This is a genomic window from Streptomyces sp. NPDC006309 (assembly GCF_040613095.1).
Lineage (GTDB): Bacteria > Actinomycetota > Actinomycetes > Streptomycetales > Streptomycetaceae > Streptomyces.
In genome coordinates, this window is the sequence record NZ_JBEXRO010000005.1 from 106,483 (window position 1) to 122,174 (window position 15,692).

12 protein-coding genes and 1 pseudogene are annotated in these 15,692 nt (G+C 74.1%); 3 read left to right on the forward strand and 10 right to left on the reverse strand.

Annotated elements, in window-relative coordinates:
• Position 1: 1 nt before the first annotated feature.
• Positions 2-1,210: a pyruvate dehydrogenase (acetyl-transferring) E1 component subunit alpha gene (gene pdhA / locus ABZ117_RS09580; RefSeq protein WP_356818987.1), complete on the reverse strand. Its 1,209-nt coding sequence runs from the start codon at positions 1,208-1,210 to the stop codon at positions 2-4.
• Between the two features lie 552 nt (positions 1,211-1,762).
• On the opposite strand from pdhA (ABZ117_RS09580), the gene ABZ117_RS09585 reads away from it, so the two are divergent.
• Positions 1,763-2,779, forward strand: coding sequence for a phosphotransferase (locus ABZ117_RS09585; RefSeq protein ID WP_356818988.1), 1,017 nt, complete (start codon positions 1,763-1,765; stop codon positions 2,777-2,779).
• Positions 2,780-2,846: 67 nt separating this feature from the next.
• On the opposite strand, the gene ABZ117_RS09590 is transcribed toward ABZ117_RS09585, so the two are convergent.
• Positions 2,847-4,487, reverse strand: coding sequence for a protein kinase (locus ABZ117_RS09590; RefSeq protein ID WP_356818990.1), 1,641 nt, complete (start codon positions 4,485-4,487; stop codon positions 2,847-2,849).
• 337 nt (positions 4,488-4,824) lie between these two features.
• Here ABZ117_RS09590 and ABZ117_RS09595 point away from each other — a divergent pair, with 337 nt between their 5' ends.
• Positions 4,825-6,474, forward strand: coding sequence for a protein kinase (locus tag ABZ117_RS09595; protein WP_356818991.1), 1,650 nt, complete (start codon positions 4,825-4,827; stop codon positions 6,472-6,474).
• A gap of 108 nt (positions 6,475-6,582) precedes the next feature.
• On the opposite strand, the gene ABZ117_RS09600 is transcribed toward ABZ117_RS09595, so the two are convergent.
• Complete coding sequence (locus ABZ117_RS09600) at positions 6,583-7,128, reverse strand: bacterial proteasome activator family protein (RefSeq protein ID WP_356818993.1); 546 nt, start codon at positions 7,126-7,128, stop codon at positions 6,583-6,585.
• Positions 7,129-7,302: 174 nt separating this feature from the next.
• On the opposite strand from ABZ117_RS09600, the gene ABZ117_RS09605 reads away from it, so the two are divergent.
• Positions 7,303-8,079, forward strand: a complete 777-nt coding sequence (locus ABZ117_RS09605; protein WP_356818995.1) for a hypothetical protein — start codon at positions 7,303-7,305, stop codon at positions 8,077-8,079.
• 69 nt (positions 8,080-8,148) lie between these two features.
• On the opposite strand, the gene ABZ117_RS09610 is transcribed toward ABZ117_RS09605, so the two are convergent.
• The 7 genes and pseudogenes from ABZ117_RS09610 to pdhA (ABZ117_RS09640) all read right to left on the reverse strand — a co-directional run bounded on the left by ABZ117_RS09610 (position 8,149) and on the right by pdhA (ABZ117_RS09640) (position 15,641).
• Positions 8,149-9,129: an NAD(P)H-quinone oxidoreductase gene (locus tag ABZ117_RS09610; protein ID WP_356818996.1), complete on the reverse strand. Its 981-nt coding sequence runs from the start codon at positions 9,127-9,129 to the stop codon at positions 8,149-8,151.
• Positions 9,130-9,158: 29 nt separating this feature from the next.
• Positions 9,159-9,505: pseudogene (locus tag ABZ117_RS09615) on the reverse strand (Ion channel protein); the annotation flags it as partial.
• Between the two features lie 61 nt (positions 9,506-9,566).
• A complete protein-coding gene (locus ABZ117_RS09620) occupies positions 9,567-10,970 on the reverse strand; it encodes a molybdopterin molybdotransferase MoeA (RefSeq protein WP_356818998.1) in 1,404 nt (467 codons plus the stop codon).
• Complete coding sequence (locus ABZ117_RS09625; RefSeq protein ID WP_356818999.1) at positions 10,967-11,878, reverse strand: NTP transferase domain-containing protein; 912 nt, start codon at positions 11,876-11,878, stop codon at positions 10,967-10,969. The genes ABZ117_RS09620 and ABZ117_RS09625 overlap by 4 nt, the downstream gene beginning before the upstream one ends.
• Positions 11,879-11,995: 117 nt before the next feature.
• A complete protein-coding gene (locus tag ABZ117_RS09630) occupies positions 11,996-13,486 on the reverse strand; it encodes a dihydrolipoamide acetyltransferase family protein (RefSeq protein ID WP_356819001.1) in 1,491 nt (496 codons plus the stop codon).
• Complete coding sequence (locus ABZ117_RS09635; protein WP_356819002.1) at positions 13,486-14,490, reverse strand: alpha-ketoacid dehydrogenase subunit beta; 1,005 nt, start codon at positions 14,488-14,490, stop codon at positions 13,486-13,488. Before ABZ117_RS09635 ends, ABZ117_RS09630 begins: the two co-directional genes overlap by 1 nt.
• Positions 14,487-15,641, reverse strand: a complete 1,155-nt coding sequence (gene pdhA, locus ABZ117_RS09640) for a pyruvate dehydrogenase (acetyl-transferring) E1 component subunit alpha (protein ID WP_356819004.1) — start codon at positions 15,639-15,641, stop codon at positions 14,487-14,489. The genes ABZ117_RS09635 and pdhA (ABZ117_RS09640) overlap by 4 nt, the downstream gene beginning before the upstream one ends.
• Positions 15,642-15,692: the final 51 nt, after the last annotated feature.

Genomic DNA, 15,692 nt, shown 5'->3' on the forward strand with positions numbered 1-15,692 from the left:
GTCAGTGACCCCCTTCTTCCGCGAACGACGCCTGGTAGGCGGCGAACTGGGCGCGCTCCTCGTCGACGAGCGCGTGCCCGTCCGCGTACGCGTTCTCGAAGATGGCGAAGTGGTCCGGGTCGGGCATGGCGCGGACCGCTTCGCGCACTCGTCTGCCCAACGTCTCGGACTCGGCCTCGAGTTCCGCGAAGAATCCCTCGTCCGTGTGGTTCGAGGCCTCCAGGTAGCGGCGCAGGCGCAGAATCGGGTCCTTGGCCTCCCAGGCCAGCCGCTCCTCGTCGCCCCGGTACCGGGTGGGGTCGTCGGAGGTGGTGTGGGCGCCCATGCGGTACGTGTACGCCTCGACCAGGGTCGGGCCCTCGCCGTTGCGGGCGCGCTCCAGCGCCCACTTGGTGACCGCGAGGCAGGCCAGCACGTCGTTGCCGTCGACGCGGACGCCGGGGAAGCCGTAGCCCTGGGCGCGCTGGTAGAGCGGGACACGGGTCTGGCGCTCGGTCGGCTCGGAGATCGCCCACTGGTTGTTCTGGCAGAAGAACACCACGGGGGCGTTGTAGACCGCGGAGAAGGTGAACGATTCGGCCACGTCGCCCTGGCTGGAGGCGCCGTCGCCGAAGTAGGCGATGACCGCCGAGTCCGCGCCGTCCTTGGCGATGCCCATCGCGTAGCCGGTGGCGTGCAGCGTCTGGGAGCCGATGACGATCGTGTACAGGTGGAAGTTGTTGCTGTTCGGGTCCCAGCCGCCGTTGTTCACGCCGCGGAACATGCCGAGCAGGTTGGCCGGGTCGACACCGCGGCACCAGGCGACGCCGTGCTCGCGGTAGGTCGGGAAGACGTAGTCGTCCTCCCGGGTGGCCCGGCCGGAGCCGATCTGGGCGGCCTCCTGGCCCAGCAGGGAGGCCCACAGGCCCAGCTCGCCCTGGCGCTGCAAGGCGGTGGCCTCGGCGTCGAAGCGACGGGTGAGCACCATGTCGCGGTACAGGCCGCGCAGCTCGTCGGGGGTGATGCCGGCGACGTAGGCGTCGTACTCGGCGTTCTTGACCCGCTTGCCCTCGGGGGTCAGGAGCTGCACCAGTTCGGGGCCGGTGCCCTTCCCGGCGGTGCTGCGGGTGGTGCGCTTGGTGCCGGTGGCTCCGGTCGTGTCGCCGGACGTGCCGGCCTTGCCTGCGGCGGTGCGTCGCGGCTTGCGCGCGGCACTGCTCTCCACGGTCACGTGTGCTCCTCCGTCGTTCCGGCCCCCGGGGTTGCCGGTAGGCCAGTGCGGCTCACCTGTTCCGACCACCGGGCACGGGGTGGGTGCCACTCGACCGGGAACAGGCGTGACAGGTGCCCCGGCGAGCGCCCTGCGACCAACACGTTACCCAGTGCTTCACATTTCTGTGAAACCCCCTTTGACCTGCGATTTTGCTTGGATTTCCAAGTAAATCGAGGGAACGGGAAAGCGTGCTGGTCACAGCCTTGCGGCAGTCCGGAGCACCCGCACGTTATCCCGCGCACCCAGGTCACGGGAAGAGTCGTATGTGAGACTGACCTCGCACACGAAGAGGGACAAGTCGGGATATCTCCCGTGACGGTCCGGCCCTCGTCCGTCGCCACGCGCGGCCGGCGGCCACCGGGCGGGGCGCCGGGCGCCCGCTGGCCGACGGAAAATCACCTCGTGTGACCGAAAGCGACCATCGATGACTGACTGTGACAACGCGCAGCTCACAGGGCCTGTGCGTGCCCTACCATCTGCCGCGTGCCGCGCTCATGTGTACCACCCCTCATGTCCCACGCGCCCCCTCTGGGCCCCCTGCTGCGCCTGTACGGCGCGGGCACCGCCCTCGCCTGTGAGCCGGTCGACCAGGGGCTGCTCAACCGCGGCTACCGGCTGTGCACCACGCGCGGCCGTTATTTCCTCAAGCATCATTTCGACCCGGACACCGCCGACCCGGCCGCCATCGAACGCCGGCACCGGGCCACGCAGCGCCTGGCCGACCTCGGCGTCCCGGTCGCCCCGCCGCTCGCCCACCGCGAGGGCCGTACGGTCGCCGTCGTCGGCGGCCACGCCTACGCCCTGCACCCCTGGATCGACGGCAGGCACCGCCACGGCGGCCAGCTCACGCGCGGGCAGAGCGCACGCCTGGGGGCCCTCCTGGGGGCCGTGCACGCCTGTCTGGAGCGCGTCATGCCGCCCAAGGGGCGCACGCGCCCGGCGACCGGCCCCCATCCCGTACGGAGCGCCGACCCGGCCGACACCTTCGCCCTCATCGACACCCTGCTCGGCCACGTACGCCGGCACCGCCCCGCCGACGCCTTCGACGAGCTGGCCCGGCACCGGCTGCTGGAACGCCGCGCCCTCCTGGAGCAGCACGCCGGCCGGCGCCCGCCGCGCGGCGGCTCGGTGGGCTGGGTGCACGGCGACTTCCACCCGTTCAACCTGCTCTACAAGGACGACGCCCCGGCGGCCATCGTGGACTGGGACCGGCTCGGCGTGCAGCCGCGCGCGGAGGAGGCCGTACGCGCCGCGGTGATCTTCTTCGTCGGCCCCGGCGGGACGCTGGACCTGCCGAAAGTGCGTGCCTACGCGCGCGCGTACCGGCGCGCGGCCGGTGCCCCGTCCGCGGAGCTCGCCGCGGCCGCGCACCGGGTGTGGTGGGAACGGCTGAACGACTTCTGGATGCTGCGCTGGCACTACGAACGCGGCGACACGCGCGCGGACTGCCAGTTCCCGGCCGCGTCGGCGCTCGCGGTGTGGTGGACCCGCGAGTACGACGCCGTGTGCGACGCGTTCGTGCGGTGAGCCGGGCGGCGGGCCGGGAACGGGGTCAGACCCCGGGGACCGCCGTCCCGGTCGCCGGGGGTGTCCTTCAACCGGTGGTGTCGGCCGTGCTGCCGTCCGTCGTGGTGCCCGCGGTGGTACCGCCGTCACCGGTGCCCGCGTCCGCGCCCCCGACGGTGGTGCCGGTGTCCGTGCCCCCGACGGTGGTGCCGGCGTCCGTGCCGCCGTTCGTCGGGTCGGCGGGCGGGGACTGCGAGGTCTGCGGATCCGACGGCTCGTCGCTCGGCGTGGACCCGGTCGGCTGCGACGGGGTGTACGACGGCGTGGACGCCGGCGGCCAGCCGTTGCCGGTACCCGTCCCGGTGTCCGACCCGGAGTGCGTGGACGGGTCCGAGGGCCGGCCGGTGTCCTCGTCGGACGGGCTCGCGGAGGGCTTCTCGTGCTTGGTGCTCTTGGAGTGCGTGCTCGACGGCTTGGTGTCGGTGCCCGTACCGCCGCCCCCGCCGCCACCGCCGCCCTTCAGCGCCAGCGCCACGCCCGCCGCGATCGCGACGACCGCGAGGACGGCGAGGATCCACATCTTGCCGCGTCCGCTGCCCTTGTTGCCGTGCCCCTCGAAACCCCCGTCGTCGCCGCTGCCGTAGCCCGTCGGCAGGATCGGCTGCGGGATCTGCGCGGTGCCCGAGGCGTCCATCGGGTGCGGCATCACGGTCGTGCCGGCGAAGCCGCCGCCCGGGGTGTGCCGGCCGTCGTGCGCCGCCACCGCGCCGGTGTTCCACGTGCCGGTGTGGCCGCCCTGCTCGTACAGCATCTGGAGGCCGTACTGCACCAGGCCGCGCATCTCCTCGGCCGTCTGGAACCGGTCGTCGGGATCCTTGGCGAGGGAGCGCATGACCAGGCCGTCCAGCTCCGGCGGGCACGTCCCGTCCGCGACCTGCGACGGCGGCACCGGAATGTCCTGGACGTGCTGGTAGACCACCGACAGGGGGGTCTCACCGGTGAACGGGGGTCTGAGCGAGAGCAGTTCGTACAGCAGGCAGCCGGTGGCGTACAGGTCGGAGCGGTGGTCGACGGCCTTGCCGAGCGCCTGCTCCGGGGAGAGGTACTGCGGGGTGCCCATGACCATGCCGGTCTGCGTCATCGTCGTGGACGCGCCGTGCAGGGCGCGGGCGATGCCGAAGTCCATCACCTTGACGGCACCGCTGTGGGTGATGATGACATTCGCCGGCTTGATGTCACGGTGCACGATGCCGTGCTGGTGCGAGTAGGCGAGCGCCTCCAGCACCCCGGAGACGATGATCAGTGCCTGCTCGGGGCCCGGCGCCTCGGCGTTCAGCAGCAGGTCGCGGATGGTGCGGCCCTCGACCAGCTCCATGACGATGTACGGCACGGACTGGCCGCCCACGCTGTCCTCGCCGGAGTCGTACACGGCGACGATCGCGTGGTGGTTGAGGCCGGCGACCGACTGGGCCTCACGGGTGAAGCGGGCCTTGGAGACCGGGTCCTCGGCCAGATCCGCGCGGAGCAGTTTGACCGCGACGGTACGGCCCAGGCGGACGTCCTCCGCCGCGAACACCTCGGCCATGCCGCCCCGGCCCAGCCGGTGCGTGAGCCGGTACCGGCCGTCGCCGACGAGCCCTCCGTTGCCCCACATCTCCGGCGAGTCCGACATGCCGCCGCCAGTCGCCTCGGGGTCGGACGGGCCCTGAGAGCGCTGCTGCTGTGCCATCAGTCCTCGCCGTCGTTTCTGCCCGCGGTGCGCGCGGTGTTGTCACGGTCTCCGTCGGCCACGCTACAGCCTCCGCGGGGGCCACCGGTCCGGAACCGCAACCGGGACGGGTCCGCGACGGACCGGTCATGAAACCTTTAGCACGCGCTGTCGTGCAAATTCCGTGTGCCTGCCGTACGACACCGGTAACGCTTGCGCGACGCTTCTTGCGCGTACGGTCACGGAACGGGCACCGAGCTTGACGTGCCCGTGCCCTGGGGCAGACTTGGCCGGGAATGAGCCATTCGATCAAGGCCTCGCCGGTGACGGCGCCGGGGCCGGTGGGGGACGCGGAGAGATGAGCCAGGACGGCGCACACGGCCACGGCCGGTACGCGGGGCAGGCGCTGGCCGGGGGCCGCTACCAGCTGCGCGACCTGCTGGGTGAGGGCGGCATGGCCTCGGTGCACCTCGCGTACGACGCCGTGCTGGACCGCCAGGTGGCCATCAAGACGCTGCACACCGAACTCGGCCGGGAGCAGGCCTTCCGCGAGCGGTTCCGCCGCGAGGCCCAGGCCGTGGCCAAGCTCACCCACACCAACATCGTCTCCGTGTTCGACACGGGCGAGGACGAGCTGAGCGGCATGGCGACGCCGTACATCGTCATGGAGTACGTCGAGGGCCGTCCGCTGGGCTCGGTCCTGGCCGAGGACATCCGGCAGTACGGCGCGATGCCCGCCGACAAGGCCCTGAAGCTCACCGCCGACGTGCTCGCCGCACTGGAGATCAGCCACGAGAAGGGGCTCGTCCACCGCGACATCAAGCCGGGCAACGTGATGATGACCAAGCGCGGCGTGGTCAAGGTCATGGACTTCGGCATCGCCCGCGCCATGCAGTCCGGCGTCACCTCGATGACCCAGACCGGCATGGTCGTCGGCACCCCGCAGTACCTCTCGCCCGAGCAGGCCCTCGGCCGCGGTGTGGATGCCCGCTCCGACCTGTACTCGGTCGGCATCATGCTGTTCCAGCTGGTGACCGGGCGGCTGCCGTTCGACGCGGACTCGCCGCTGGCCATCGCGTACGCGCATGTGCAGGAGGAGCCGGTGGCGCCCTCCTCGGTCAACCGCGCGCTGCCGCCGGCCGTGGACGCGCTGGTCGCCCGCGCGCTGAGGAAGAACCCGAACGAGCGTTTCCCGACCGCCGAGTCCATGCGGGACGAGTGCCTGCGCGTCGCCGCCTCCCTCCAGGCGGCCCCGCCGAGCATCGTGCCGGGCGCCGGGCCGGCCCGGAGCGGCGCGGGCGTCGCCTCCGCGGTGTTCCCGCCGGTCGACCGGTCGGCCCCGGCGCCGCACGGGCCGGTGCAGACGCCGTACCCGCACACCCCGGACCCGGCCCACAACCCGTACGGCCGGCCGGCGCCCGCCCCGGCCTACGGCTACCCCCAGCAGGGCGGCTACCAGACGCCCCCGGTGGGCTACGGCCCGCAGAGCGCCCCGACCCCGCCGCCGTACACGGTCGGGCCGCAGACCGCCCCGCACCCTGCCGGTGCCGGGCGGGGCAAGCGCCGCAGGCCGCTGGTGATCGGCTCGGTCACGGTGGCGGCCGTCGCGGTCGCCGGACTGATCGTCGCCCTCACGCTGAAGAACGCCGGCGACGACATCAAGGATGTGACCGGCGGTTCGAGCGCCTCGGCGTCCGCCTCGCACCGGACCGGTTACCGCGGGCCGGACACCACGCGGCAGATCGACAAGTCGGAGTGCACCGAGCCGCAGGAGTCGTACACCGACCCCAAGAAGGTCGAGATGCCCGACTTCCGGTACAAGGACATCGGCTCCGTGAAGCAGTGCCTCCAGGCCGCGGGCTGGAAGTGGAGCATCGACCACGAGGACGACGACACCTGGGGCGAGGGGACCGTGCTCAAGCAGTTCCCCGACCATGGCACCGATGTCGACCCCCACGACGTGGGCACCATCGACCTGAGCGTGTCGACGGGCAATCCGCCGCAGTGACGCCCTACCGGGCGCGGTGAGGCCGAACCGGACGCGGTGAGGGCCCGGCGGGTGTCCGCCGGGCCCTTCGGATGTCATGACCCGTGACCTCGTGGCCGGGTCGGGTGCCTACAGGTACGGTCCGCCCGTGTGGGCGCCGCCGCGCGGGTCGTCACCCAGCCCGTCGGGGCCGGACACGCCCGGCGGAAGGGCGCGGCGCATCTGCTCCAGCTGGGCCCGCGCGGCCATCTGCTGGGCGAACAGCGTCGTCTGGATCCCGTGGAAGAGGCCCTCCAGCCAGCCCACCAGCTGCGCCTGCGCGATCCGCAGTTCCGCGTCGCTCGGGGTCCCCTCGTCGGTGAACGGCAGGGAGAGCCGTTCCAGTTCGTCGACCAGCTCCGGCGCCAGCCCGTCCTCCAGCTCCTTCACCGAGCTGGCGTGGATCTCCTTCAGGCGCACCCGGCTGGCCTCGTCGAGAGGAGCCGCGCGCACTTCCTCCAGGAGCTGCTTGATCATGCTGCCGATCCGCATCACCTTGGCCGGCTGTTCCACCATCTCCGTCACCGGGGTCTCGCGGGAGTCCTCGTCCCCGCCGCCACCGAGCGCCATCCCGTCCTGCCCCACGACGAGGATCTGGGGATTCTCCGGCGACCGTTCGTTCCTCGGCATCTCCATGCCGCCATTCTCTCGCACACCACCACCTCACCACCGTGGTGCCCCCCCGTGTGGCTGATCCGCCGTTTAGACCTGACGGCGCAATCCGGAATGCCCCGCCGGCCGACGAATGTGAGGCTGGTCCCCGTCGGGTTTCCATCGGTCACGACACCTGGGCTCCGGGAGGTCACCGACGTGACTCCATGCCTGCGACTCGCGCTCCGCTGCGTCCGGCTGCTGCTCTTCCTCACGGCGGCGGCTCTGCCGGCGGCGTACGGCGCCACCGTCGCGTACGGCGCTACGCCCGCCCACGCCGGCGAGCGGGCCCCCGTCCGCCCGTCGGCTCCGGGGCACCGGGACCAGCGGGGGCCGGTGCTGCCGGGCGCCACGGCACCGGGCCTCGGGCGACCGGGCCGGGACGGCCCCGACGGCGACGGCCCGGGCCACGGCCGGCCGGGTCACGGCCTCCCCGCTCCCGCCACCGCCGCCGCCCTCGGTCCCGCACCCGGCGTGCGCGACCCGGACCCGCCCGCCGTCGAACTGCCGGCCGCCGTCGTCCCCGTGCCGTCCGGCTCGGCGTCGGCGTCGGTCCGCCCCTCGGTCTCCGCCCGCCTCGCCGCCGAGCCCTCCCGGGCGGGCAGCCGGGCAGGTGAGGGACGGATACGGCCGGGCCGGCCGGACGGGCCCGCCGCCGAGGTGGAGGGCGACGAGCCCGACACCGAGGCCGCGCGGGCGGAGGAGCAGGAGACGGCGGACGTACCGGACGGGACGCCGACGGCCTCACCGCCGCCCGAGGAAGCCGGACTCGACCCCGCCAGACCCCCGCTGCGGCCCGCGGCCCGGCAGGCGGTCCAGCAGGGCGAGGGCCCCACGGAGCCGGTCCTGCGGATCCTCCCGCTGGGCACGGGCCTGGTCCTCATCGGCCTGGGCCTGGCCCTGGCCCTCCTCGGCCTGAGACTCCGCAGAGCCTGACTCCCGGGAGCCCCGGGCGTTCTCCGGCCCCGCTCGGGACCCGCACCAGCCGTCCGCCGGCCGCTTCCGTCACGGCGCCACCAGGAGCACCTTGCCGATGTGGCCGCTGGCCTCCACCAGGTGGTGGGCCTCGGGAGCCTGCGGCATCGGCACTTCGCGGTCGACGACCGGGCGGACGTGACCGTCGGCGAGCAGCGGCCACACGTGTTCGCGTACGGCGGCGACGATGGTCGCCTTCTCGTCCAGCGGACGGGCGCGCAGCGAGGTGGCGCTGACCGCGGCACGCTTCGCGAGGAGCGCGCCGATGTTCAGCTCGCCCTTGGTGCCGCCCTGCATACCGATGATGGCGAGGCGCCCGTTGACGGCGAGGGCCTGGACGTTGCGGTCCAGGTACTTGGCGCCCATGTTGTCGAGGATGACGTCGGCGCCCGCGCCGTCGGTGGCATCCCTGATCTCGGCGACGAAGTCCTGCTCGCGGTAGTTGATCAGCACGTCGGCGCCCAGCTCGCCGCAGAAGTCCAGCTTCTCCTTCGTGCCGGCGGTCACCGCGACCCTGGCACCGAGGGCCTTGGCGAGCTGGATCGCCATGGTGCCGATGCCGCTGGAGCCGCCGTGCACCAGCAGCGTCTCGTCGGGACGCAGATGGGCGACCATGAACACGTTGGACCAGACCGTGCAGGCCACCTCGGGCAGCGCCGCGGCCTGCCGGAGGTCGACGCCCCGGGGGACGGGCAGCAGCTGTCCGGCCGGTACGGCGACCTTCTCGGCGTAGCCGCCGCCGGCGAGCAGCGCGCACACCTCGTCACCGACGGACCAGCCGGCCACCCCGGGGCCGAGCGCGGCGATCCGGCCGGAGCACTCCAGGCCGGGATAAGCGGACGCGCCGGGCGGCGGGTCGTAGAAGCCCTGCCGTTGCATGATGTCGGCGCGGTTGACGGCGCTGGCCACCACCTCGACCAGCACCTCGCCCTCGCCGGGCACCGGATCGGGGACCTCGTCCCACACCAGAGCCTCGGGACCGCCGGGTTGGGGAATCGTGATCGCATGCATGCGGGTGACGCTACCCCCCGCGGGCCCCGTCACCCGTGTGGGAGGGGGCGGGTGTCCGGGGCGGGCCGGGCGCCGGGCGTGACGCGGACGATGGAGATGAGCCGGTCCGTCAGCTGGAGGGTGCCGGCGCCGGATCGTCGTAGCCGAGCACGCGGTGTCCGCGGACGACGCTGACCACGAGGTCGTCCGTCTCGCGCGGCGTCCTGCCCACCTCGCCGCGGACGACCGGTCGTTCGACGATGTCCGGGCCGCTGCCCTGCTGGATCAGGTCCTCCATCACGATGCCGGCGGCGGGACCGAGCACGGAGAGCCCCAGCAGCCGGCCGGCCGCGTCGGCGCCGGTGATGACCGCGTCCGCTCCGGACTGCTTGGGTGCCCGGTGCGCCGCCGCCCGTCCGAGCACGTCACTGCGGGTGGCACCTCCCGGCCCGGAAGTTTCACGTGAAACACACGCCGATCCCGGCCGTCGCCCACGGCAGGTCCAGCAGCTCCGCCTCCTCGTCCTGCCGGGCCCCGCCCGGCGGTACGACGGCCAGCGCGTCGGCCGCGGCGATGCCGCGGAGCATGGCCGGGCCGTTGTAGTGCAGCGGCACGGCATGGTCACCGCGCAGCACCACGGGGACGAGCCGGGTGTCGTACGGATGCCCGTGCACCGCCTCTCGCAGCGGCAGCGTGTACGGCTCGGGGGCGGGACGGGCGGCGAGGGTGCGCAGCAGCGGCTCGGCGAGCGTGAGCAGGCCGGAGACGGCGGCGAGCGGGTTGCCGGGCAACCCGACGAGGTGCTGGTTCTCCTTGGTGCGGGCCAGGAGCATCGGGTGGCCGGGGCGCACCTTGACGCCGTCGACGAGGAGTTCGGCGCCGAGGCGTTCCAGGACCGGGTGGACGTGGTCGACGGGTCCGGCCGCGGTGCCGCCCGTGGTGACGATGAGGTCGGCGCCGGAGGAGGTGACCGCCTTGCGGAGCGCCCGCGCGTCGTCCCCGAGCCGGCGTACGGCGACGACCTCGGCGCCGAGCGCCCGCAGCCAGGGCGGCAGCATGGGGCCGAGCGCGTCCCGGATCAGACCGTCGTGCGGGAGTCCCCCGGTCAGCAGCTCGTCGCCGAGGACGAGGACCTCGGCCCGGGGGCGGGGTACGGCGGTGACCGTGTCGTATCCGGCCGCGGCGGCCAGGCCCAGGACGGCCGGGGTGACCAGGGTGCCGGCGGGCAGCAGCTGGTCACCGCTGCGGCACTCCTGGCCGCGGGGGCGGATGTCCTGGCCGTGGAGCATGTCGCGGGTGGCGTGCAGGCGGCCCTGGGCGTCGGTACGGCCGTGCTCCGCGCGCAGGACGGCGGTCGTGTCGGCGGGGATGCGGGCGCCCGTGGCGATGCGGACCGCCTCGCCGTCGGTCAGCGGCTCGGGCTGCGCGTGGCCGGCGAGCACGCCCTCGGCCCGTACCTGCCAGGGGCCGGGTCCGGCGACCGCCCAGCCGTCCATCGCGGAGGTGTCGAAGGAGGGCAGGTCGGTCAGCGCGTCGAGGGGGGCGGCAAGGACCAGTCCGAGGGCGTCGCCGAGCGGGACGGAGACGGGGGTGCGGCGGGCACCGGCGGGCGCCGCCGTGCCGTTCGGCGCGGGACGGCGTGCGGCGCGGGCGGCGATCTCGCGGGCCCGGGGCCAGGCCGTGGCCCTGTGCCGCTCGGCGGGCTGCCCGCCGGACGGCTGCGGGGCCGGGGCGGGCGCGTGGCCCTCGCTGTCGTCCCCGGCTTCCCGGGGGGCTTCCCTCACGAGGGCCAGGGCCTCCTCGACATCGAGGTCGTCGCTCTCCTCGGCGGCTGCCTGCGCCCGGGTACCGGGGGCGGTCATCCGGCGTCCGGGGCGCTCGGGCCCCCGCTGTTCGCTTCCGTGCCCCCGTCGCTCTCCTGCGCCCACCGCAGGGCCAGCGCGGCGGCCTTGCGGGCGGCCTCCGCGACGGCCTCGGGGCCGCCTGGTCCCTGGGCCGCGGCGTAACCGACGAGGAACGTGGTCAGCGGGGCGGCTGGCCGGGCCACGCCGTGCGCGGCGTCACGGGCCAGGTCGAGCAGGGCGCCGGTGTCGACGTCCAGGTCGATGCCCAGCTCGTCCTTGACTGCGGAGATCCATTCATCCAACACGTGCCCATGCTCCCTGATGCGTGCCCTGGCATGGGCGATGTCGTCCCAGGTGTCGCAGTCGAAGGACGCCTGCGCATCCGGGACGCGGGTGAGGTGGAGGGCGCCCGTCAGCCGGCGCAGGGGCAGCCCGGAGAGGCCGTCGGGCGTGGCGGCGAGGGCGGTCAGCTCGCGGCGGAGCGCGGCGGTGCGGTAGGCGGCCACGAGCGGCTGCTCTCGGCCGCCGGCGTCGGTGAGCAGCGCGCCGTCGGCACCGGTGTCCCGAAGAGCGGTCAGCAGCCGTAGCACGGTGGCTTCCTGAAGAAACGGCAGGTCGGCGGAGAGGACGACGGTGTGCGCGGCGGCGGCGAGCCGCAGGCCGGCCGCCAGCGCGGCGACCGGTCCGCCGCCGGACGGCTCCTCGCGCGCCCAGCGCACCGGCCGGGCGGTGGGCCGGGGCGCGGCCACCACGACGGTCGTCCGGGCGCCCGCGCAGGCCGCGAGCACCCGGTCGAGGAGCGTACGGCCGCCGACCCGGAGACCGGGTTTGTCGGCCCCGCCGAGCCGCCGGGCGGCGCCGCCGGCCAGTACGACGGCGTCGTACGGCGCGGACGCCCCGGGCGTGGCGGCGGTGGTGTCGGTCACCCTCCGAGTATGTCCTGCCCGCTTCTCCTTCCGGCGTTGGCTTACGTCACACCGTGCGCCCGCTCACCTCGCGCGGGGCGCGCTCCGTCTTTCGCGGGGTGCGTGCACGGGACGCGCTCACAGGGTGCGCAGCAGCACCGCCGGCTGTTCCACGCAGTCCGCCACGTACCGCAGGAAGCCGCCCGCCGTGCCGCCGTCGCACACCCGGTGGTCGAAGGTGAGCGAGAGCTGCACGACCTGGCGGACGGCCAGCTCGCCGTCGTGCACCCACGGTTTGGCGACGATGCGGCCGACGCCGAGCATGGCCGCCTCGGGGTGGTTGATGATCGGGGTGGATCCGTCGACGCCGAACACCCCGTAGTTGTTCAGGGTGAAGGTGCCGCCGGTGAGTTCCCCGGGCGTGAGCTTTCCCGCGCGGGCCGCTTCGGTGAGGCGGGCGAACTCGGCGGTCAGCGACTCGGCGTTCCGCGCGTGGGCGTCCCGGACGACCGGTACGACCAGTCCGCGTTCGGTCTGGGCGGCGAACCCGAGGTGGACCCGGTCGAGCCGGACGACCTCGCGGGCGTCGGTGTCGACGAAGGAGTTCAGCTCGGGGAACCGGGCCAGGGCGGCCGTGGTGATGCGGGCGAGCAGCGCGAGGAGGGAGAGCTTCGGGCCCCCGGCCGCGTTGACCGCCGCGCGAGCGTGCAGCAGCTCGGTGGCGTCGGCGTCGACCCAGCAGGTCGCGTCCGGGATCTCCCGGCGGCTGCGGGAGAGCTTGTCCGCGACGGCACCGCGCACTCCCTTGAGCGGGACGCGGACCTCGCCCCCTGCCGGGGCCGCGACGGACGTGCCTACGGCTGTCTCCTCGGCCGCCGGTGCCTGCACGGCCTTGGCCCGCAGGACGCCCTCGACGTCCGCGCGCAGGATGAGCCCGTCCGGCCCGGAGCCGGCCAGCTGCCGCAGATCCACCGCGTTGTCACGGGCGAGCCGGCGCACGAGGGGCGAGATCACGGGCACCGGCCCGTCGGCGGACGCGGGGAACGGGGCGGGCACGGGAGTTGCTGCGGGCACGGGGGTTGGTGCGGGTTCCGCGGTGGGCACGCGCGCGTGGACACCCGTCGGAGCGTTCCCGCGCGCTGCGGGCTGCCCGTTGTGGGCGCCGTGCCCAGGACCGGCGCCCGGCCCGGGGCCTGCGCCCTGGCCGGCGCCTGCGCCCTGGCCATGCCCGGTCGCCGTACCGGCCGTGACCGTACCGGCCGTCGCCGTGCCCGTCGTCCCGGTCGCGGTCGTCGCCGTCCTGACCCGGCGCCTCCGCGCCGCCGGTGCCTGGGTGCCGTAGCCGACCAGCACGTTTCCGGAGCCCTCGGGCTCCGCCGTCGCTTCCCCCACGGCCACCGTCAGCAGCGGGGCACCGACGGGCAGTTCGGCACCCTCGTCGCCGAAGCGGGCGGTGACCACGCCGGCGTAGGGGCAGGGCACCTCGACCATCGCCTTGGCCGTCTCGACCTCGACCACCGGCTGGTCGACGGCGACCACGTCACCGACCTGGACCAGCCAGCGCACGATCTCCGCCTCGGTCAGTCCCTCGCCGAGGTCGGGCAGCCTGAATTCCAGCACCTGAGCCATCAGCCCTCGGCCTCCCATTGCAGCCGGGCCACGGCGTCCAGGATGCGGTCGACGCCGGGCAGGTGGTGCCGCTCCAGCATGGGCGGCGGATACGGGATGTCGAACCCGGCCACGCGCAGCACCGGCGCCTCCAGGTGGTGGAAGCAGCGCTCGGTGATCCGGGCCGCGATCTCCCCGCCCGGCCCGCCGAACCCGGTGGCCTCGTGCACGACGACCGCGCGTCCGGTGCGCCGGACGGCCGCGCAGACCGTCTCGTCGTCGAACGGCACCAGCGAGCGCAGGTCGACGACCTCCAGGTCCCAGCCCTCGGCCCGGGCGGCCTCGGCCGCCTCCAGGCAGACCGGCAGCGAGGGGCCGTAGGTGATGAGCGTGGCGCTGTGGCCCGGCCGTCGGACCACGGCCCGGCCGATGGGTTCGACGTCCGTGGGCTGCTCGGGATTCCAGGCGTCCTTCGACCAGTACAGCCGCTTGGGCTCCAGGAAGACGACCGGGTCGTCGGAGGCGATGGCCCGGCGCAGCAGTCCGTAGGCGTCGGCGACGGTCGCCGGTGTGACGACGTGCAGGCCCGGGGTGGCCATGTAGTAGGCCTCGGAGGAGTCGCTGTGGTGCTCGACGCCGCCGATGCCGCCGCCGTACGGGACGCGGACGGTGATCGGCAGGGGCATCCTGCCGCGGGTGCGGTTGCGCATCCGGGAGACATGGCTGATCAGCTGCTCGAACGCCGGGTAGGCGAAGGCGTCGAACTGCATCTCCACCACCGGCCGCAGGCCGTACATGGCCATGCCGACGGCGGTGCCGAGGATGCCGGCCTCGGCGAGCGGGGTGTCGGTGCAGCGGTCCTCGCCGAACTCCTTGGCGAGCCCGTCGGTGACCCGGAAGACACCGCCGAGGGTGCCGACGTCCTCGCCCATGACGTGCACGGCCGGATCGTCGGCCATCGCGTCGCGCATCGCGCGCGTGAGGGCCTGCGCCATGGTGGCGGGTTTGACGGCCACGGTGGTCATCGGGCGTCGCCTTCCTGCGTGCCGTGCTGCTCCTGCTCGGCCTCCAATTCGGCCCGCAGCAGGGCGCGCTGCTCCCGCAGCTGCGCGGTGCTCTCGGCATAGACGTGGTCGAAGAGGTCCATGGGCTGGAGTCCGGGGTCCCGGTTCATGCGTTCCCGCAGGTCGGCGGCCATCGTCTCGGCGTCCTGCCGGGCGGCCTCGATCCCGGCCCCGTCGAGCAGCCCGCGGGTGGTCAGTTCGCGCTCCAGCAGCTGGACCGGGTCGTGCGCGCGCCAGGCCTCGACCTCGGCGTCGCCGCGGTAGCGGGTGGCGTCGTCGGCGTTGGTGTGGGCGTCGATGCGGTACGTCACCGCTTCCACCAGGGTCGGACCGCCGCCGGCGCGCGCGTGCCGTACGGCGTCGCTGAGGACCTCGTGCACGGCCGCGGCGTCGTTGCCGTCGACCAGCCGGCCCGGCATGCCGTACCCGACGGCCTTGTGGGCCAGGGAGGGCGCGGCGGTCTGCTTGGCGAGCGGAACCGAGATGGCGAAGCCGTTGTTCTGCACCAGGAAGACGACCGGCGCCTGCCAGACCGCGGCGAAGTTCATCGCCTCGTGGAAGTCGCCCTCGCTGGTGCCGCCGTCGCCGACCATGGCCAGCGCCACCACGTCGTCGCCCTTGAGGCGGGCGGCGTGGGCCAGGCCGACGGCGTGCGGGAGCTGGGTGGCGAGCGGGGTGCTGAGCGGGGCCACCCGGTGGGTGTGGGGGTCGTAGCCGTTGTGCCAGTCGCCGCGCAGGAGGGTGAGGACCTCCACGGGGTCCACGCCGCGGGCGACGACGGCGAGCGTGTCGCGGTAGCTCGGGAAGAGCCAGTCGCGCTCCTCCAGGGCCAGCGCGGCGGCGACCTCGCAGGCCTCCTGACCGGTGGTGGACGGGTAGACGGCGAGCCGGCCCTGCTTGGTCAGCGCGGTGGCCTGCGTGTTGTAGCGGCGCCCGCGCACCAGCTGGGTGTACAGCCGGCGCAGCAGGTCCGGGTCGGCCTTTCCGGCCGCCTCGGTGCCGAGGACGCGGTAGGGCTCGGCGTCGGGCAGCAGCGGCGCGGGGTCCATACGGGGCTGCCAGGCGGGCGGCGGCGAAGGCCGGTACGCGCCCCGCTGCTCCAGAACCGTCATGACGGCACCTCCTCGTGGGAGCGGCTACGGGAGGCGTGTCGGATGTGACCC